Origin of the sequence: Ferruginibacter sp., assembly GCF_028288465.1 — a bacterium.
GTDB lineage: Bacteria > Bacteroidota > Bacteroidia > Chitinophagales > Chitinophagaceae > Ferruginibacter.
Map to the genome: position 1 here is coordinate 62308 of NZ_JAQBNR010000002.1, position 20997 is coordinate 83304.

A 20997-nucleotide genomic window follows, 5' to 3' on the forward strand; every position below is an offset into this window, starting at 1 on the left:
TCAACTATAATAAAATTTGAATCTTTAGTTACTTCCCATCATCTCCACACTTCGGTTGATGAAGTTAGTAAGCGTGTTTCCTTTCAATAGCCCCTGGGAAAGCAATGCAAGATCGGCCAGGTTATGGACCAGCTTTTCCTGTTTGCCTTTATCACTTTCAGCAAGTACATTTTTATACAATGGATGATTACCATTTACAGTCAGGGTTACTTCGTCTGGCATGCTTGCATAAAACGCACCCATACCGCCCTGCATTGCTGCCATATCCTTCATACGGCGCATAAATTCTGGCCTGGTAGCTGTTACGGGTGGCGCATCAATACTTAATCCTTTCAATTCAACCGTTACATTTAACTCGGGAATTTTTACGCCGAATAGTTCTTTCAATGTCGCTTCCTCGTCTTTACTCAGTACACTTTCTCCGCCTTCCTGTTTGTCTATCAGGTTGTCTGTTATGTCGCTGTCCACTCTTACAAACTGAACATTTTCCCACTTCATCTCCATCTGGTTTACAAAACCGTTGTCGATGATAGTTTCCATCTTCACCACCTTATATCCCTTAGCCACCGCCTGTTGGATAAATGCATCCTGTTGCACCGGATCTGTAGTGTATAAAATAACCTGCTTACCTTCTTTATTTTTTTGCAGGGTTTCTGTGGCTATTTTGTATTCGTCAAAAGTGAAAAACTTGCCTTCTGTATCCTGTAGTATCAAAAACCTGTTAGCCTTTTCCAAAAACTTGTCGTCGGTCATCATACCATACTTCACAAACAAGCCCAGGCTCTCCCACTTCTCTTCAAATGCCGGCCGGTCGTTTTTAAAAATCTCTTCTAATTTATCAGCCACCTTCTTTGTTATATGTGCATTTATCTTGCGCACATTGGGGTCGCCCTGCAGGTAACTGCGACTAACGTTTAAAGGAATATCAGGTGAATCAATTACACCTTGTAGCAACATCAAAAATTCCGGAACAATATCTTTCACCTCATCTGTTACAAAAACCTGGTTGCTGTATAACTGTATTTTATCTTTTTGTATTTCATAAGATTGTTTAATCTTAGGAAAATATAAAATACCGGTAAGGTTAAATGGATAATCAACATTTAAATGAATCCAGAATAAAGGCGCTTCATTAAACGGATATAATTCTTTATAGAAATTCTGGTAATCTTCTGTAGTTAACTCGGAAGGCTTCTTTGTCCAGGCTGGGGTTGGATTATTGATTTGTTTGTCTTCAAAGAAAATAGGGACCGGTAAAAAACGGCAAAATTTCTCGAGCACTGTTTTAATCCTGTGTGGCTCCAAAAACTCCTGGCTCTCTTCATTCAGGTACATTACGATGTCCGTTCCCCTGTTTTCCTTTTGCGTGTCTTCCAGGGTAAATTCAGGGCTGCCATCACACTCCCATCTTACAGCAGCCGCGTCGTCCTTAAAAGATTTACTAATTACTTCTACCTTTTCACTTACCATGAAAGAGGAATAAAAACCCAGCCCAAAATGACCTATGATATTGTTCTCATTCTGTCCTTTATACTTATCCAAAAATTCTTCCGCACCGCTAAAAGCAACCTGGTTCAGGTATTTATCAACTTCTTCTCCAGTCATTCCAATTCCTCTATCAGAAATGGTGACTGTCTTTTTTTCGGCATCTATTTTTATCTCAATTTTTAGTTCCCCCAAGTCTCCCTTCGCTTCACCGATTGAAGAAAGGGTTTTTATTTTTTGGGTGGCGTCTACCGCATTGCTTACCAGCTCTCTTATGAAAATATCATGTTCGCTATATAAGAATTTTTTAATAATCGGAAATATATTTTCCGTTTGTACCCGTATGTTTCCTTTTTGCATGATGAAAGATTTTCGAAGTACCTGTCAAAGAAAATACCAAATATCAAAAAGTGACAAGATGACAACGAATGCAGACTGAAATACAATTATTGCTCAGTCCTCTTTTTTTACGTTGGCAGCGCCGCTTGTTTTTTGAGAAACACTGCCAGCACCCTTATAATAAATATTGGCAGCACCGGATGCATCGGCAGTTAACTGTATGCTTGCATACACATGGATGGAAGCTGCGCCGGAAGCGGTTGCAGTGGTAGTCTCACTCATCAAATCCTCCGTCTTAATTGTTCCGCTGCCAGAGGCCTCAGAATGATATTCTTTTGTTCTTCCGCTTACTTTAATAGTGGATGCGCCTGTTGCCTCAGCTGATACTTCAGGAGCATCTATTTCTCCATTAATATTCGCAGCACCGGATGCTTCGAGCTGTAGTTTATCGGTGGTCCTCAACACATTTTTTATTGCTACGTCTGCAGCTCCGGAACTATGAATATTTGTAATTTCAGGAGCAATTATATAAACTTTATAATGACCATTATTAAAATTAATTCCGTCCCTCGTGCGGATATGTAATGTATGTCCGGAAACTGTCGTTTCTATATCCTTTATCAGGTTGTCATCCGCCTCCACTTTCACTTCTGTAGGCGAGCCGTTTTTCAGTTCCACTTCATAAGCACCGCCGGCTTCAATGCTAGTAAAATCGCCTGTATTTCTGGTTTCCGTAACTATATTACCACTGCCATGTATTTGCGTGCAGGCGCTCAATATCAGGATAGTTAATGCCAGTAATCCGAATTGTTTCATTTTCTATTTTTTTACAAAGATTTAAAATAAAATGCTGGTTTGCAAACCACCTGTAGGGCAATAGTTACCCCTTATAATTGATTATATCAGAAATATAAATTAAAAAATTGTAATTGATTCATAAAAAATTGTTATCCCAGTGTATCAATGGGTTGATAGTTTTATATTTGCCCACTTATAATTAACTTCTATATGAATTTTAAACGTGTTAATAACATTTCAGGATGGATAATCTGTATTATTGCCTGCACTGTTTATATTATGACCATGGAAGCGACGGGCAGTTTTTGGGACTGTGGTGAGTTCGCTTCCAGCGCCTATAAATTACAAATTCCCCATCCACCCGGAGCGCCGCTTTTTGTTTTAATCGGCCGGTTGTTTATGGCTCCCTTCGATCCAAAACATGCCGCCACAGGTATTAACCTGATGAGTGCCCTTGCCAGCGGCTTCACCATTTTATTTTTATACTGGACGATTACCCACTATGCCAAAAAACTGGTACAAAAAGGGGAAGAAGAATTGAACAGCGCCCAATTATTAAGTATTGTAGCCGCCGGCACAGTGGGTGCGCTGGCTTACTGTTTTTCTGATTCTTTCTGGTATAGCGCTGTTGAAGGTGAAGTTTACGCATTGTCCTCCTTTTTTACTGCCATTGTTTTTTGGGCGATGGTAAAATGGGAATCTGCTGTAACTGAAGAAAATAAAAGAGGCATCACCGGGCACTTTACCGGTGCAGACAGGTGGTTGATTTTAATTTTTTACCTCATGGGCCTTTCAATAGGTGTGCATTTATTAAACCTGCTTACCATCCCGGCCATGGTAATGATCTATTACTTTAAAAGATATAAAACAACCAACTGGGGTATTTTCTTTGCCTTTATAATTGGTTGTGCCATTACAGGCATCATTCAAAAGGCGGTTATACAATGGACCATTAAAGGTGCCGGCAATTTCGATATTTTATTTGTCAACGACTTCGGCCTTCCTTTTTTCAGTGGGTTTGCCTTTTTCTTTGTATTGCTTGGGGTAGCTATTTATTTCGCCCTGCGCACGGCCAACAAAAAAAACTGGAACTTTTTAAAACTGGGTTTGTGGAGTTTTACCTTTATGTTGCTGGGGTACAGTAGTTACTTTACCACGTTAATACGCAGCAATGCAGATACCGCTATTGACATGTACAATGTTGATAACCCCGTTAACCTGGTTGGTTACCTGGCACGTGAACAGTATGGAGATTTCCCCCTGGTGATAGGCCAGGATTTTACTGCGCAGCCAACCGACCAGCAATACGTAGATACTTATATTAAGGGAAAAGATAAATATGTAAAGAATGGCCGTAAGATAGAAACCACCTGGGCTGATGAAGACTTGCATGTTTTTCCGAGAATGTGGGACCAAAGCAACGACCAGGGCCATGCGGATTACTACGCCAGCTTTGCAGGCATTGGTAAAGATCCGAAGACCGGAGAATGGAGCGGCAAACCCACCATGGCAGACAATATCAGCTTTTTTATGCAATACCAGGTTGGCTGGATGTATATGCGTTATTTTATGTGGAATTTCGCCGGCAAGCAGGATGACGTGCAAGGTGTGGTGATGGGTAATGTGAGAGACGGCAACTGGAAAACAGGCATTTCTTTCTGGGACAATGCCCGCTTAGGGAACCAGTCTGTTATGCCGGATAGTATGAAACACAACAAGGCGAACAATAGTCTTTTTGCTTTGCCATTGATATTGGGCTTGCTGGGTTTATTTTATCATTATCAAAAAAATAAAAGGGACGGGCTTGTAGTTGGCCTGCTTTTTTTCTTTACCGGTTTTGCTATTGTAATTTACTTAAATATGCCAGGCAACCAGCCAAGAGAAAGAGATTATGCCTTCGTAGGATCCTTTTATGCGTTTGCCATTTGGATAGGTATTGGCGTTTTATATGTGAAAGAATTACTGCAAAAAGCGATGAGTGCCAATGTAGCTAACTATGTTGCTGCGGGCATCTGTACATTAGCTGTGCCGGTATTGATGGCCAGCCAGGAATGGGATGATCATGACAGAGGTAAAAAAGTATTGGCAAGAGATCTGGCGATTGATTACCTGGAAAGTTGTGCACCCAATGCTATTTTAGTTTCGTTTGGAGATAATGATACGTACCCCTTGTGGTATGCACAGGAAGTGGAAGGCATTCGCCGTGATGTACGGGTTATCAATAGCAGTTTACTGGGCACCGATTCCTATATCAATCAGCTGAGGTATAAAATAAATCAGAGCGATCCAATTGACCCCATCTGGACTGCAGATCAGATTGAAGGTGCAAAACGAGATTATATTTATTATGCTCCAAAAACAGGCGTTGATCCCAATCAGTATATGGATTTGTATACCATGATGAAAGATTATGCAGGCAGTGATGATCCGTCAAAAGTTGAACAGTCAAGAGATGGCAGTATATTAAATGTTTTCCCAACCCGTAAGGTATTCGTACCGGTTGATATCAATGTGGTAAAAGCCAATGGTACCGTTAATGCAAATGACAGTGTTGTAAGCGAAGTAAAGTTTGATATACCTGCAAGATCTGGCTTACAAAAAGGAGAAACCGCTATCTTGAATATTATTGCTGCAAACAAATGGAAACGTCCTATTTATTTTACAAATGAGTATAATGAGCTTGGTTTCGGCCAATATCTACGCCAGGATGGACTTACGTACAGGCTTGTTCCAGTGCTGAACAAAGAGGTTAACGAAAACTGGGTGTACGATAAGATGATGGGCAAATTTGTATTTGGCAATGCCAATGTTAAAGGCGTGTATTTTGATGAAGAAAACCGCCGGCACCTGAACAGCATTCGTTTGGCCTATGCCAAGGCTGCAGGCAACTTAGCCGAAAACGGTAAAAAGGAAGAAGCTAAAAAAATGCTGGAAAAATGTGATGCAGGAATGCTGGAAGAAAACATGAGCTATGGCATGGTATCCCGCTATCAGCAACACGATTACGTATCATACCAGTTTCTGGATGCCTGTTACAAAGCCGGTGATACCGCCCTTGCGGAAAAAGTTACCCGCAGTTTAAGGAAAGACCTGGAACAGCAAATGACTTATTACAATAGTTTGAATGAAACCAGGTTGTCCCAGTTTGACCAGGAAAGAGGCGATATGCCTATTGCTGCCAACCTGCTGAAAGGCCTGCAGCAAATGGAGCAGTTTTATAAAAATCCAAAACAATTAGAAGTGCCTGCCACTATTAACAATAATACCGCTCCTGTAAAAAAAACAGATAGCATAAAAAAATAGTTTTTTTCTTTTCCAAAATCCTTTCATCAGCAGTGGTGAAAGGATTTTTTATTTAACAAACGAACCAACCACATGAAATGATTGTTTCGTAAATTGTGAAGTAGCGGCTAATCATACTATTGAATCAGCCTCAGCCAAACATATTTAATGTACATGTGAATTTTACCTTACGGCCGGTTTAATTTCCCTGGCTTTGACATCATTTTTTGCCGTACGATCTGTGGAATTAATTAAATTATTATGATCATGAGAGGATACAACTTTTCAAAATACGACCCCAACGAAAATAGTAAAACCAAATTTGAACAATTGCTCGATATTTTTATGCAGTTACTCACTTACACGAATGGTGATGTTGGTGAAGCCATGCAATGGATGAATGAGCTGGATAATGAATATAAGCTTACAGACAATGATTACGGTATGGGTGATTTTTATGAAGACCTGAAAGATAAAGGTTATATTGATGAAAAGAAAGGCAAAGGCGAAATAAAAATAACACCAAAAACAGAACAGGGTATTCGTAAAAAAAGCCTGGAAGAAATTTTTGGTAAGTTGAAGAAAACAAAGCAGGGCAATCACAATACTTTTAAACCTGGTGGCGGCGACGAAATCAATCCAGAATCCAGGCCCTTTCAATTTGGCGATACGCTTGAGCAAATTGATTTTACGGCATCCATCCGCAACGCACAAATAAACCATGGGGCAGAAAGTTTCAGGTTGCATGAAGATGACCTGGAAATAAGGGAAACAGATTTTAAGAGCCAGACTTCTACCGTACTGATGATTGATATTTCTCACTCAATGATTTTATATGGCGAGGATAGAATTACGCCCGCAAAAAAAGTGGCGATGGCATTGAGTGAACTGATTCAAACAAAATATCCCAAAGATACCCTGGACATAGTTGTGTTTGGTAACGATGCCTGGACCATTGAAGTAAAAGATCTGCCCTATTTACAGGTAGGTCCCTATCATACCAATACAGTCGCAGGACTTGAACTGGCGATGGATTTGCTGCGTAAAAGAAGAAATCCTAATAAGCAGATTTTTATGATTACAGATGGTAAACCTACCTGTCTGAAAGTTGGCGCCAAGTATTATAAAAACAGTTTCGGGGTTGACAGGAAAATTTTAAACCGTTGCATGAGTCTTGCAACACAATGCAAAAAATTAAAAATTCCCATTACGACATTTATGATAGCATCTGACCCTTACCTGCAAAAGTTTGTACAGGAATTTACAGAAACTAATAATGGTAAAGCATTCTTCGCCTCATTGGATAAACTAGGCGCTTTTATCTTTAAAGATTTTGAGAGCGGCAAAAGAAAAACGGTTTATTAAATCTTTTGCCGGTAAGACGCAAAGTCTTCTTTTCTTAGTCAGGTATTCCTGATAATTACTTAACTAATTAAAAATAATAACGCTATCAAGGACCAATGACTAAACACCCTGACGGCAAAATAAAATATGAACAATAAAATAAAAACACTCGGCGAACTTAAAAAAAGCGGTTACGTTTCCAGAAGCATTAAAGATGAAATCCGGGAGAACCTGATTAAAAAAATTAAGGCGAAAGAAAACGCCTTTCCCGGCATTTTAGGATACGAAGATTCTGTAATACCGGATACCGAAAGAGCGTTGCTAAGCCGCCACAACATTTTATTTCTAGGTTTACGCGGACAGGCAAAAACACGAATGGCCAGGCAAATGACAGAACTACTGGATGAATACATACCTGTGGTTGCGGGCAGTGAAATCAACGATGATCCTTTACAACCCATCTCCCGTTACGCAGTTGATTTAATCGAAACCTATGGCGATGATACGCCCGTTAACTGGTTGCACCGCAGCCAGCGCTATGGTGAAAAACTGGCTACACCGGATGTTAGTGTTGCCGACCTTATTGGTGATATTGATCCAATTAAAGCGGCTAATTTAAAATTAAGTTTTGCAGATGAAAGGGTATTACATTACGGTATAATACCCCGAAGCAACAGAAGCATCTTTGTTATAAATGAATTACCGGACCTGCAGGCAAGAATACAGGTTTCATTGTTTAATATTTTGGAAGAAGGTGATTTACAGATACGTGGTTTTAAGCTGCGTTTACCGCTTGACGTTATGTTTGTGTTTACTGCTAACCCAGAAGATTATACCAACAGGGGAAGCATTGTAACCCCATTGAAAGACAGAATAGAAAGCCAGATACTTACGCATTATCCCAAATCAATAGAAACATCTCTTGCTATTACAGAACAGGAAGCCAATATTAATGAGGATCAATCAACGAGAGTCAGTGTAAGTGACCTTGTAAAACGGCTGATAGAGCAGGTTGCATTTGAAGCAAGAGGCAGTGAGTTCGTAGACAAAAAAAGCGGCGTAAGTGCAAGGCTTACCATTGCTGCCTATGAAAATGCAGTAAGCGCTGCGGAACGTCGTGCCATCATTAACAATGAAAAACAAACACAGGTTTGGATCAGCGATATGATCGGTATCATCCCCTCTATTACGGGTAAAATTGAACTGGTATACGAAGGCGAGCAGGAAGGCCCGTACCAGGTAGCATTTAATTTATTGGAAAAAGCTATCCGTACACAATTCACTTTGTACTTCCCCAATCCCGATACCTTAAAAAAGAAAAGAGGCAAAGATCTTTCCGTAGAAGAAAATCCTTACCGCTCCATCACCCGCTGGTTTGATGGCGGTAACCATTTGGATGTATTTTTTGATACAAAAGATGAAGACAAAATTCAGTTGCTGTACAAAGTGGATGGCTTACATGCGCTGGTGAAAAAGCATCATAAGGCAGCCAATGAAAAAGAACTCGCCTTACTAATGGAGTTTGTATTACACGGCCTGGCAGCTTTTTCGCTGATCAGCAAAAAAGTGGTAGAAGGAAAAATTGAGTTTAAAGATTTAATGGGCAGCATGCTTAATATGGGCAGCAAATCTTTTAGTGATGAAGATTTTAACGACAACGATTTTAATTAAAATAAAAGCCACTCGTTGAGTGGCTTTTATTTTATAACTGAATCACTCATTAAAAAGAGTAGCCTAAACCCAGATAATAAGATGTTACATATTCACCTGCGATAAAAAGTGGACTCACCCCGGTTCGGGCAAAAAAACCACCAATAGCGGGCTGATACCGATAACCGAGATTTATGTGTCCAAAAACCGTACTTGCTGAGCTACTTCCGTTGTCTACAAAATCATAGGATGAGCCTGTTGCAAAAGTGGCACCTGCCGCCAGTTCTAAAAAATGATTTTGTTTTCCGAATAAATAGTTTACAGAAACGGGAATAGAAAAAAGAGTCGCCCCTGTTACTCCAAAAAAACCAAGTCCGGCTGTAAAACCTGCCCCATTGAGCCGTTTACCAAAACGACGGTCGTAATTCACCGAGAATATGGGGCCAGAGCCGCCAATTCCGAAATAGAGAGCCTGGGGCGGTCTGTCGGTGACCATTTTTCTGTAACCACTTCCACCATTGTTTTTCAAGTGAATGGTATCCACCTGTGCAAAAGCGCCGGAACTAAAAACCGGGGCCAGAAATAAAATAAGGAGTAACTTTTTCATATAGCAGTTTTATTAGTAATTTAAATATAACACAAATTTATTTTGCATCATTCAATAACATTCACTTCTCTTTCCAATTCAACTTCGAATTTTTTGTGAACACTTGCAATAATCTCATCGCTGAGGCGCAGTATTTCATTGCCTTTTGCCTCGCCATAGTTTACCAACACCAATGCCTGCTTTTCGTGGCAACCTGCATCACCTCTGCGGTAGCCCTTCCAGCCACATTGTTCTATCAGCCATCCCGCAGCCAGCTTTACATTGCCATTCTTTAGCGCATAGCCCACCACGTTAGGAAATGCCTTCTTTAGCAGATCAAAATGCTGTTGATTAATTTCAGGATTTTTAAAAAAACTACCGGCATTACCAATCACGGCCGGGTCTGGAAGTTTACTTCGCCGTATATTAATTACAGCCTGTGAAACCGCTTGTATACTCAGCGTTTGAATACCCATCGCATGCAGTTCCTGTTCAATAGCTCCATAACTGGTATTAAAATGCGGTGTTTTATTCAACCGATAGGTAACGCTTGTAATAACAAATTGATTTTTTAGTTTTCTTTTAAACACACTTTCGCGGTAGCCAAATTCGCAATCACTTAAACCGAATTGAACTGCCTTTTTTTCAGTAAGATGAAATGCTTCCAACTCATGAAAAACATCTTTCAACTCCACCCCGTAAGCACCGATGTTTTGCATGGGCGAAGCACCCACATTGCCTGGTATCAGTGAAAGATTTTCTATTCCAGCGAGATTGTTATGGATGCAGTACATTACCAGCTGATGCCAATTCTCTCCCGCCCCTGCCTTTACATAAACAGCATCGCTGTCTTCCGAAATTTTTTCAATCCCCTTTATTTCATTTTTTAAAACAAGCCCTTCTATATTTTTTGTCAACAAAATATTGCTTCCACCGCCGAGTATAAAGGGTGTATCAACAGCATAGCTTGTTACCGGTTTCTTAAACTCAAGTAATTCTTCCAGTCGCTCAATAGAATTAAACGTTGAAAAGTATTGTGCCATTGCATCTATACCAAAAGTATTATACTGCTTAAGTGAAAAATTCTCTGCTATCATAATAAATGATCCTTTAACTATTCTCGAAATGATTCATGCTAACAATTGCCGGCGACAATTTAATTGGCATCCACATCTGCAATCATCACCACGCTCTTAAACTGCTTTTCAGCCAGCAGCAAATTAAATTCATTGCGGATGATTTGTTTGTACAGCTGAATTTGCTTTGTATCCAACGGCAGTTTTATTAATAACTCCATCAGGTACTGGTTGCGTATTCTCGCTACTACAGGCGCTGCAGGACCAACCACAAAATTGCTCATATTTTTTTGCAGCGCAGCCGCTAATTTATTAGCTGCCTCATCCACCACCTCTTTCGCTTTATGCTTCAGGGTAATTTCAATAATCCTGCTAAAAGGCGGATAAAAAAACTGTTGCCTGTTATTGATTTCAAAAGAATACAATTTTTTATAGTCATGTTCTTTTACAAATTGCAATACCGGGTGATTGATCTGTGTAGCTTGTATCAACACATTGCCCTGCGATTCCTTACGCCCGGCACGGCCGCTGACCTGCTCCATCAACTGAAAGGCCCGTTCATTCACCCTGAAGTCGGCAAAGCTCAACAAACCATCGGCATCCAGGATGCCCACCAGGCTCACCTTTTCAAAATCCAGGCCTTTAACAACCATCTGCGTGCCTACCAGTACATCAATTCTTTGCTGTTCAAATAATTTAATCAGGTTATCATGCGCCGATTTACCTCTTACCGAATCCACATCCATCCTGGCAACTTTCAAAGAAGGGAATTCATCTTCAATCATCTCTTCTATCTTCTCCGTTCCAAAATTTTTCTCTATCCAGTTGACAGAACCGCATGCGGGGCAGGCAGTTATTTTAGGGTAGGTAGTGCCGCAATAATGGCAATGCAATTTGTTTGAGTACTTATGCAGTGTTAGTGTTACATCGCAGTCTTTGCATTGCGGCAAATAACCGCAGGTTCCACAAATTAAATAAGGAGAATAGCCCCGCCGGTTTTGAAATAATATTACTTGTCTTCCAGCTGCGACTGTTTTTTCAATTGCTTCTTTCAACTGGGGCGACAGCATTACTTTACCTTTTTGCGCAACCTGCCTGGTATTGATAATTTCTATAGTAGGCAAATGAATACCACCAAAACGTTCACTCAGTTCAACCAAACCATATTTGCCTTTTTGTGCGTTGTAATAAGTTTCAATAGAAGGCGTGGCGCTACCCAATACTATTTTAGCATTGAATAAAGCACCGTAATAAACTGCCGCATCTCTTGCATTGTACCTGGGCGCCGGATCCTGCTGTTTAAATGATGGATCATGCTCTTCATCCACTACAATCAGTCCAAGGTCTTTAAAGGGCAGAAACAGGGCGCTGCGTGCACCCAGCACAATACGCACTTCGCCAGTCTTAATTTTGTTCCACAACTCTACCCTTTCATTGTTATTAAATTTAGAGTGGTAGATGGCGATGTTACCACCAAAATGAAATTGCAGGCGGCGTATCATCTGCGCCGTTAAAGCTATTTCCGGCAAAAGATATAATACCTGTTTTCCCTGTTTATAATATGCTTCAATCAGCTTAATGTAAATCTGTGTTTTACCACTGCTGGTTACACCGTGCAGCAGGCACACATTTTTTGTTGTAAAACATCGCTGTACTTCCAGTAAACAGATTTCTTGCGCAGCGCTTAAATCAAAGGCTACTTCCATTGCTTTGGGCAATGCTTTTATCCTGTCAACCGTCCGCTTTTCAATCAGCAGAATTTTTTTTTCGGCAAGTCCATTCAGCTGGGCCGCAGTGGCGCCGGACTTCTTAAGCAGTTCAACCTGTGTTACCTCACCGGTGGTTTTTATTAAATGCAGGTAACTCAGCAACAGCTCCATTTGTTTGGGCGCTTTCGTCCAGTTGTTCAGCAGTTCACTCATCGCCGCATCGGTATCGTATTGCGGATTAAGCACAACAAAATTTTCTTTCTTGCTTTGATACCGTTCACTCAGCGCTTCCCAAACAACGCATACTTTTTTATCAATCAGTTTTTTTATTACCGGGTACACATGTGTTACATCCAGCACCTGCTGCACTTCCGTAAGGTTCAATTGCTTTTTTATGAGCAGCGCTTCCGCCACCAAATATTCTTCGTTATTTAAACTGCTGAAATCATCGCCATAATCTTCATTAAACAATAAGATTGTTTCACTGCTCAATTTAAAATGTGCAGGTAATGCAGCTGCCATTACTTCGCCTTCGCTGCACATATAATATTGACTCATCCAGTTCCATAACTGCAGTTGCTGGGGATACAGCACCGGCTCATCGTCCAGTACATTTAAGATTTCTTTGGTTGTATATGCCGGCGCCTCTGGCGTAATTAGTTTTATGATGCCTGCGTAACGTTTGTTTTTTCCCAACACAACTTCTACCCTGCAACCCGGTTTTATTTTGTCGGCGAAAATTGCCGGTACTGCATAGGTATATGTCGTTGGCAGCGCCAGCGGCAATATCACTTCTGCATACAAACTTATTTTTTGTACAACAGTTATGCTATCAAAAATTATTTCGTTGCTGTTATCCAATACACTTGTTTAAATTATTCCCAATGATGTCATTTTGAACACCATCATGTATCATCAATTGACCTGTGGTCCCGCTTTCCGTTCCAAGTCCTGCTTAACCGCTGCCGCGGTTGCTCCGGGCTTTCCACTGCAATCGGGTGTAGGTATTCAGCCACATCGCAGGCGGCAACATTTACAATCCAAAACAGGTTACCAATCGCTAAGCCTTTTGCAAAAAAGCAGTTGCTGCATGCCGGAAGCCAATGCTGCCTCAAAAACAATTGTACCAGCGTCCGACGCCAATGAAGCACCACATTGCTTCCCGGCCCGGACAATATTTATTGCTTACCTGCTTCTGCTGATTTTGTACCGGCAGGTCTTGTTATCCAGGCTGCTTTGTAAAAAATCAATTTCTCTTCCATTAACCGGTATACTTTTTCTTTCAGACTGTTTACATCTTTCTGTGTTAACCCCTCCACAGGTACTTCTTCTAAATAAACAGCTCTTGATTTTCCTGGCGTGAGCGAACATACCGATGCATAACTCATGCGATCATAGGTATCCAAAAACAAGATGGGCTTGATGGGTGTTTGTGTTTCTATAGCCACCCTGAATGCGCCATCGTAAAATGATTTTAACGGATGATGCGTCATATTAAATGTTCCCTCAGGAGCAATAACAACTGATATGCCTTTTTTAATTACACTCTTTAACTGCATCACACTTTTCGCTCTTTTCTGTGCATCCGAACGGTCGACCATTACCACTGCGTTCCTGTAAAAAAAACCAAACACAGGTACCTTTGCCATTTCTGCTTTTCCCAAAATCCTGAAATGCTGTCCGCGGATGGCCATCATTAAAACGGGTATATCCATGTAGGATACGTGGTTAAATACAAATACATATTGCTTGCTGCGGTCGTGCGGCACTTCGTAATAATTGGTATGGCGAATGCCCCACAATACAAAAACAATATCTGCCCATAACTGGCACAGCATATATATTATATTACCACCTTTTACTTTACCGAAAAAAGAAGCCAGTACTACAAAGGGAAAAAGCAATAGCATAATGGCGATAAAAACCAACAAACCGTACACCGAAAAAACCGCCTTGAAACAAATTTTTACATATTGCATATCAGAAAGCGAATATAATGCCTTTCTATTTTAAGTAGAAAACAGGCTGTTTTTGAAGCATACATGCTGTAAAACAGCGAAAAAGCTGCCAGACAGGTGTATATTAGCCGTTTTGTTAAAAATCCCTGTCATAATTTCGCCGGATTAATTGTATTTCCCTTACCTTTGCCGTCCTAAATTTTGGTATTATGTTAGCAGTAGTAAAAATAGCTGGTCAGCAATTTAAAGTTAAAGCAGGTGACAGCCTGTATGTGCCGCACATTGAAGGTAAAAGCGGTGATAAAGTAGAATTTTCAGAAGTACTTCTGACAGATAATGCTGGATCACTTGCAATTGGCACCGGCGTAAAAGCCGTAGTTAAAGCAGAAATTTTAAGCGACCTTATACAAGGCGATAAAGTGATTGCTTTTAAAATGAAAAGAAGAAAAGGCTTCCGTAAAAAACACGGACATCGTACGCACTACACGCACATCAAAGTGACGGAAATTGCTTAATAAAAAAGTGATAAGTTGTAAGTAACAAGTTGTAAGTTTTTTTACAAAAACTACTTACCTAAACTTCAGCATTATAACATAGAACTTAAAACAAAAAATTAAAAAAAATGGCACATAAAAAAGGTGAAGGTTCGGTTAAGAACGGCCGCGATTCGCAAAGCAAAAGATTAGGTGTAAAAATTTACGGCGGGCAACCAGCCATTGCAGGAAACATCATCGTTCGTCAACGTGGCACGGTGTACCATCCTGGTAAAAATGTTGGTGTTGGAAAAGACTTTACCATCTTTGCATTAACTGATGGTGTGGTAGAATTTAAAAAAGGAAAGGGCGATAAAAGTTATATTTCAGTGAATGCTGTTGAGGCAGTTGCGTAAAAAAATTAAAGTTTTTTTTGGCAGGTAAAAAAATGTTTTTACTTTTAAGTATTATTTACTAACCAATTAAATTTTAAAAACATGGCCACTGCAAAAAAAGCTGCTCCTAAAAAAGCTGCTCCTGCAAAGAAAGCTGCTAAGAAGTAGAACTACTTTTTTAAAAGCGAAATTAATAAGAAAGTCCTGGCAAGTTGCCGGGACTTTTTGTTTGTATACCCTTCATACATTGTTCTGTTTTTTCTCCTTTCATTTTAATGCGTTTACTTTATTCAATAATCAATTTTACCACTACTTTTGCTGAATGGACAATTACCAGATAGCAGACTCCTTCTCACTCTTAGCTAAATTGAGTGACATTCACGGCGAGAATAGTTTTAAAGCAAAGTCGTATGCAACGGCTGCTTTTACCATTGAAAAACTACCCGTGCAACTAAGCGAAACACCTCATGAAAAAATATTTTCCATCAAAGGAATTGGGGAATCAACAGGCAAAAAAATCATAGAAATATTAACCACCGGGCAGCTGAAATCACTGGATGAAATCATTGAAAAAACACCGCCCGGTGTAATGGAATTATTAAACATAAAAGGCATTGGTCCAAAAAAAATTGCTACCATCTGGAAAGAGATGGAGATAGAAAACGTGGGTGAATTATTGTATGCCTGTAAAGAAAACCGCTTAAAATTATTCAAAGGTTTTGGCGAAAAAACACAACACAATGTTATTGAGACAATCGAATTTTATCTAAAAAGCAAAGGCAGTTTTCTTTTTTCTCAAATAAATTTGATAGCAAATGAGGTAAAAACATTTTTTGAAAAAATATTTTTAACAAATAAAATTGCCTTCACCGGAGCTTATACAAGACAGCTGGAAATTATACATGAACTGCAATTGGTAATTGATGATACAACTGATAACATCAAAAATAAATTAGCATCGGTTAACGACTTTGAGCTGATTGAGGAGAACCAATACGACCTGTTATACCAGGCAGCAGTTGGTATAAAAATAAGGGTGTATAGCTGTGACAAAATCCCTTTTATGCAACAGGTATTTTTAAACAGTTGCAGTGATGAATTTGCCACCGCATTTTCACAACAATTTGAGTCAATAAATTATGCGGAATGTGAAAATGAGGAAGCTGTTTTTACAAGTGCGGGCATCCATTATATACCACCATTTCAAAGAGAGTTCACACACGTTATTGATAAGGCAAAACAAGCTCCGCTACCACCTTTATTACAGGTTAAAGACATCAAAGGAATTATTCACAGTCACAGTAACTGGAGCGACGGCGGTTACACGATTGAAGAGATGGCAAAAGCGGCTATCGCCAAAGATTTTGAGTACCTGGTGATCAGTGACCACAGTAGAAGCGCCTTTTATGCCAACGGGCTACAGGAAGAACGGATAAAAGAGCAGCATTTGTATATAGACCAGATGAATCAGCAGCTGGCGCCGTTTAAAATATTTAAAAGTATTGAAAGCGATATCCTGAATGATGGCAGTCTTGATTACAGCAATGCCATTTTATCCACGTTCGACCTGGTGATTGCTTCTGTACATTCCAATTTAAAAATGAGTGAGGATAAAGCCATGCTGCGTTTGATCACTGCAATTGAAAATCCGTATACCACTATCCTGGGACATATGACCGGAAGGTTGTTATTAAGCCGTAAGGGTTATCCTGTTGACCATAAAAAAATTATTGATGCCTGTGCAGCCAATAACGTAGTAATAGAGCTGAATGCGCATCCCAGCCGCTTAGATATCGATTGGCGGTATATTGAGTATGCGCTTGAAAAGAATGTACTGATTTCTATTGATCCTGATGCACACTCGCTGGATGGTTTTGATGATATTCAATGCGGCGTGCTGGCTGCACAAAAAGCCATGGTGAGTAAAGAAAATAATTTAAGCAGTTTCAGTTTGCAGGAGCTGGAAGCATTTTTATTGAAAAAGAAACTGGCAGACAAAAATTAGCACGCTACCAACAGGATGGTAACAGTAAGCAATTGAACGGGCCTACAAGTTCCTGTTAATCCATTCTATTGCTTACGAGCTTCAGTTTTAAGCTACTCCATCTCCATTTACAACCGGCAGCTTTACATAAAACATAGTGCCCTCGCCTTCTTTGGTTTCAAACCAGATGTCTCCTTTGCTTTGTTCAACAATGCCTTTGCACATAGCCAGGCCCAGGCCGGTACCCGAAGTTTTGGTAGTGAAATTAGGGGTAAATATTTTCGACCGCACCTCTTCCGGAATACCATTGCCATTGTCGCGGATGGTAATCAGTATATGATGATCCTGCAGGGATTCATTAATTTGTATGTGCACATTTCTATCTTCGGGTACTGCCTGCATGGCGTTTTGAATGAGGTTGGTAAACAGCCTGTTGATATGCGTTTTATCTGCATTCACCAGTACGGTCTCTTTTACCGGCTGCCATTCAAGTGCAGTATTTTCTTCCAGAGAATGCAACTGTATGGTCATCTTGAGTGATTCATTCAAATCAAAAATTTCGTTTTTAGGATTACCGATATTGGCGAACTGAGAAAACTGCCCGGCTATCTGGCTCAGGTGATCAATTTGTTCCACCAGTGTTGTTGCCACACTGCGACTCAGCGCATTTACATTGCCGGTGTTATTATCAATCGCTTTTTGCAGGTATTGTAAACTCAGTTTCATTGGTGTAAGCGGATTCTTAATTTCGTGCGCCACCTGCCTGGCCATTTCTCTCCAGGCTCCTTCCCTTTCGCTTTTAGCAAGGGCCGCCGCACTGCTGTTAAGTTTGGCCACCATCTTATTGTATTCTTTTACCAGCTCACCAATTTCATCATTTCGTTTCCACCGGATGGCTGCATTCTCTTTACCTAGGTTTACCTCCTTCATCTTATTACTGATAAAAGAAAATGAACGGGTAATGCGATTGGTGATGAAAAAAGCGACTATCCCGGCAATCAAAAATATAAAGGCATTGAGGTTAATGATGGCCACCAAAAAGTTGGATATTTCCTGGCGCAGTTTGGATTGCGACGTAAAATATGGGATGTTTAAATAAACATATTCTTTACCCGTTTCATCAATTACAGGAACGTAGTTACTGAGATAAGATAAACTGCCAATGGCCTCTTCTTTAAAAAACTGTATTTCCTTTAAGCGGTTTAAATGATAGTAAGCCACCGGATCCATCTTGCTGCCGACAATGCCTTTATTATAAGGCAGTGGCAATGAAGACACTTTCAGGTTGCCTTTGAGATCGTAGATGTTTACATCTACCGCATGCACTTCGGAGATGCGTGCGATGGTTTTTTCAAGGCTCGCCTTAAAAACATCATCGGATATTTTTATAACATCATCAAACATGATCAGGTCACTGATCGAATTGCGTACTTCATTTTGCATCACGTGAATAGTGCGGCTAAGTTTTTCGCGGTTGTTATTATGATAGCGGTTTATAAAAAACAAAATGGTTGATACGCCTACCACTATAAACGAAAGCAGGCTGATAAATATAATGGTGGCATGAACCTGGTTACGGATACTCATTTGCCAATGCGTACGCATTTTACTCCACCTTAAACGGGAACGAACAAGGGCATTAAAGAACCAGAAAATACCTGTAACAAAAAGAAAAGCGCAAAAAAGGTAGCTGAATAAAGTGATGGATTCTATAAAAAAATTATCTTCTTTAGCAATGATCACCACTTTATCGGCGCCGGCCTTATACCACAGTTCATAATAACCCTGCCGCCTGTAAGTGGCAAAATCTGTCCTGGGTACCTGGTCGGGCGTTAGCTGCCAGGGAAAGGCATAATCATTGTGATTGTTTATGAGTTGTAGTTTGTTATAGATAGCATACGAATACACCGCTGAATTTTCTATAGAGTTATTGTATCCCCTTAAAAACAATTCCGGATACAGGGCATCTGTTTTATATTTTTTTGGCGTGGCCAGAATAAATACATAGCCCAGTATTTTCTTTGCGGTATCGGTAACGTCTATTTTACTAATGTAGGTAAACCTATCAAACGATACATCATAATAAAACAAATTAGGAATCGCTGTCGATTTTCCCTGGGTTTTTAAAATGGTGTTTAACGTATTATAGTTCGTAGAGTCCTGGTTGTACAGCGGCCTTTCTTTATCATCAAAGGTAAAAATATGGGTATCATATTTATTAAGGTAACCACTAAAATTACCACTTAGTAAACTATCCTTTATCGTCTTGTTTTTATCTTCAAGTTTAAATAAATCGAATAGGGGTGCTAGTGCTTCATTTCTAAAATCGGTAAGCACGGTATTCATCAAATGCTCACTCGCCGGGTCTGCCTTTGAAGCAAGTGTTTCAGCATAATACTTTCTTTGCTCCAATTCTTTTTTATCATTTTGAATAATAATAATTGCCGAGATAGACAACGAGAAGAAGAACAGCCAGAATATAAAACGGGAAGAAATGATTTGTGAAGCCAGCAGAAACAATTGGTCATTGTTCAGCAACAGCAGGTAAACCAGTAACCAAATCAGCAGATACAATTCAAAAATAATATTGGGATGATTGGTACGAAAACTTAAAACCGCCAGGCCAATAACCGTAACATACACCAGCATCACTAAAATATTTTTTGGCAACAGTGGCTGGATTAAATAAATAATTACCTGCGATAAAAAGAAATAACCGATGCAAACACACCCCAGCACTACAAAACCAACAATGCTGTATACAACGCTGGATATGTTTAAGGTAAAAAAGTTGATGACATCAAACGAAATCTGCGAATCGGCCACCATTGAAAAAATAATGTGACCGCATACCAGCGTACTGCCCAGTAATACAACCACGCCCAAAATAACAGCTACCCATTTTATAACTGGTTGTGTTGTTTTTATAATGATATTTTTTTCCTGAATATAAAATCTAACAAAAAGAATAACCCAAATAAATAACAAGGCATTGATAAGCAGATCGCCCAATGAACGGGATATTGCACTGCTGCCATAAATGGCCGGATCAAACAATTCGAACTGGCGCAGGTTTAAAGGTATTGGCAAAAAGTAACTGGCGCCCCTTACAATTAATATAAACGCTATTAAAAAGATGCTCCCCTGGTAAAAATTCCTTTTAACCAGGTAAGTGGCCATCAGGTGGGCCATCAGCAAAATAACCAATGCAGCCAGCAGCCTGAAAATGGAGGCCAGCAAGGTATTTTGTGGTATGGTGATCTCCGCATTTTGTACAAGGGAAAAAAGAAAGACCCCCTCCTTACTCTTTATTGAATTGCTGTTTGGCTCGTTTGAAATGCTGTATTTATTACCCAGCTGGTTTTCGATGACAAATGAATTGACAAGATATTCGTTCGTGATGGCGTAATTCCATTTTACGGGAATCAGGGCCAGGGTGGTAATATCGCCTGCTACTTTTTTTCGCCACACATAATAGCCGTTGGGAAATTGAATAAACCCGCTTTGCCCCTGCATATTAATTACCTGGGCAGTGGGATCTATAACCTGTGTATTCCAGAACAACAAATTGTAGCTGTCGCTGGTATCTTTTTCCAGGATAAACACAAAGTATTTTTTACCAGCCAGCCGTTGGAGCAAACTTTCGCTGTATGTTTTATCTCCCAGTTTGCGAACGTCGGCAGTATCTTTTGCAAAAGCGTCAAAATCATTTTCCTGCCGCGAAATGTAAGCTCCAATCTTTTTTTTGAATGCTTCAGGCGAAGCACTGCCCGACCAGTAATTATCTATGATAAAAGATATGGTCAGCAGCCAGGCTGCTGTTATCAGCAAATAGGCATTTTTGAATAAACGCGTTTTAAAGGAGTTTTCTTTTTGCAAGTACAATTTAATTTACTGCCATTGCAGCAGATAAAAAAT

General features: G+C 40.0%; 13 protein-coding genes. 6 read left to right on the forward strand and 7 right to left on the reverse strand.

Annotation, left to right across the window (positions count from 1 at the left end; genetic code table 11):
* Nucleotides 1-24 precede the first annotated feature (24 nt).
* Complete coding sequence (gene htpG, locus JWR61_RS01600) at nucleotides 25-1845, reverse strand: molecular chaperone HtpG (RefSeq protein ID WP_367881785.1); 1821 nt, start codon at nucleotides 1843-1845, stop codon at nucleotides 25-27.
* A 93-nt stretch (nucleotides 1846-1938) separates the two neighbouring features.
* Nucleotides 1939-2640, reverse strand: coding sequence for a head GIN domain-containing protein (locus JWR61_RS01605; protein WP_301926115.1), 702 nt, complete (start codon nucleotides 2638-2640; stop codon nucleotides 1939-1941).
* Nucleotides 2641-2832: 192 nt separating this feature from the next.
* Here JWR61_RS01605 and JWR61_RS01610 point away from each other — a divergent pair, with 192 nt between their 5' ends.
* The 3 genes from JWR61_RS01610 to JWR61_RS01620 all read left to right on the forward strand — a co-directional run bounded on the left by JWR61_RS01610 (nucleotide 2833) and on the right by JWR61_RS01620 (nucleotide 8919).
* Nucleotides 2833-5925 carry a DUF2723 domain-containing protein gene (locus JWR61_RS01610; RefSeq protein ID WP_301926116.1) on the forward strand — a complete coding sequence of 1031 codons (3093 nt, stop codon included), beginning with the start codon at nucleotides 2833-2835 and terminating at the stop codon, nucleotides 5923-5925.
* Nucleotides 5926-6171: 246 nt separating this feature from the next.
* Complete coding sequence (locus JWR61_RS01615) at nucleotides 6172-7269, forward strand: VWA domain-containing protein (protein WP_301926117.1); 1098 nt, start codon at nucleotides 6172-6174, stop codon at nucleotides 7267-7269.
* 126 nt (nucleotides 7270-7395) lie between these two features.
* Nucleotides 7396-8919, forward strand: a complete 1524-nt coding sequence (locus JWR61_RS01620) for an AAA family ATPase (RefSeq protein ID WP_301926118.1) — start codon at nucleotides 7396-7398, stop codon at nucleotides 8917-8919.
* 49 nt (nucleotides 8920-8968) lie between these two features.
* Here the strand turns inward: JWR61_RS01620 and JWR61_RS01625 are convergent, their stop codons facing one another.
* The 4 genes from JWR61_RS01625 to JWR61_RS01640 all read right to left on the reverse strand — a co-directional run bounded on the left by JWR61_RS01625 (nucleotide 8969) and on the right by JWR61_RS01640 (nucleotide 14248).
* Nucleotides 8969-9505, reverse strand: a complete 537-nt coding sequence (locus tag JWR61_RS01625) for a hypothetical protein (protein WP_301926119.1) — start codon at nucleotides 9503-9505, stop codon at nucleotides 8969-8971.
* A 47-nt stretch (nucleotides 9506-9552) separates the two neighbouring features.
* Complete coding sequence (gene murB, locus JWR61_RS01630) at nucleotides 9553-10581, reverse strand: UDP-N-acetylmuramate dehydrogenase (RefSeq protein WP_301926120.1); 1029 nt, start codon at nucleotides 10579-10581, stop codon at nucleotides 9553-9555.
* A gap of 59 nt (nucleotides 10582-10640) precedes the next feature.
* Nucleotides 10641-13130 carry a primosomal protein N' gene (gene priA / locus JWR61_RS01635; protein ID WP_301926121.1) on the reverse strand — a complete coding sequence of 830 codons (2490 nt, stop codon included), beginning with the start codon at nucleotides 13128-13130 and terminating at the stop codon, nucleotides 10641-10643.
* Between the two features lie 317 nt (nucleotides 13131-13447).
* Nucleotides 13448-14248 carry a 1-acyl-sn-glycerol-3-phosphate acyltransferase gene (locus tag JWR61_RS01640; RefSeq protein WP_301926122.1) on the reverse strand — a complete coding sequence of 267 codons (801 nt, stop codon included), beginning with the start codon at nucleotides 14246-14248 and terminating at the stop codon, nucleotides 13448-13450.
* A 188-nt stretch (nucleotides 14249-14436) separates the two neighbouring features.
* Here JWR61_RS01640 and rplU point away from each other — a divergent pair, with 188 nt between their 5' ends.
* The 3 genes from rplU (at nucleotide 14437) to JWR61_RS01655 (ending at nucleotide 17100) form a co-directional block, all read left to right on the forward strand.
* Nucleotides 14437-14742 carry a 50S ribosomal protein L21 gene (rplU, locus tag JWR61_RS01645; protein WP_290336992.1) on the forward strand — a complete coding sequence of 102 codons (306 nt, stop codon included), beginning with the start codon at nucleotides 14437-14439 and terminating at the stop codon, nucleotides 14740-14742.
* A 107-nt stretch (nucleotides 14743-14849) separates the two neighbouring features.
* Nucleotides 14850-15116: a 50S ribosomal protein L27 gene (gene rpmA / locus JWR61_RS01650; RefSeq protein WP_290336993.1), complete on the forward strand. Its 267-nt coding sequence runs from the start codon at nucleotides 14850-14852 to the stop codon at nucleotides 15114-15116.
* A gap of 301 nt (nucleotides 15117-15417) precedes the next feature.
* Nucleotides 15418-17100 (forward strand): DNA polymerase/3'-5' exonuclease PolX, encoded by a 1683-nt coding sequence (locus tag JWR61_RS01655; protein ID WP_301926123.1) that lies wholly within the window; start codon nucleotides 15418-15420, stop codon nucleotides 17098-17100.
* An 87-nt stretch (nucleotides 17101-17187) separates the two neighbouring features.
* Here the strand turns inward: JWR61_RS01655 and JWR61_RS01660 are convergent, their stop codons facing one another.
* Nucleotides 17188-20958, reverse strand: coding sequence for a HAMP domain-containing sensor histidine kinase (locus JWR61_RS01660; RefSeq protein ID WP_301926124.1), 3771 nt, complete (start codon nucleotides 20956-20958; stop codon nucleotides 17188-17190).
* Between the last annotated feature and the right edge of the window lie 39 nt (nucleotides 20959-20997).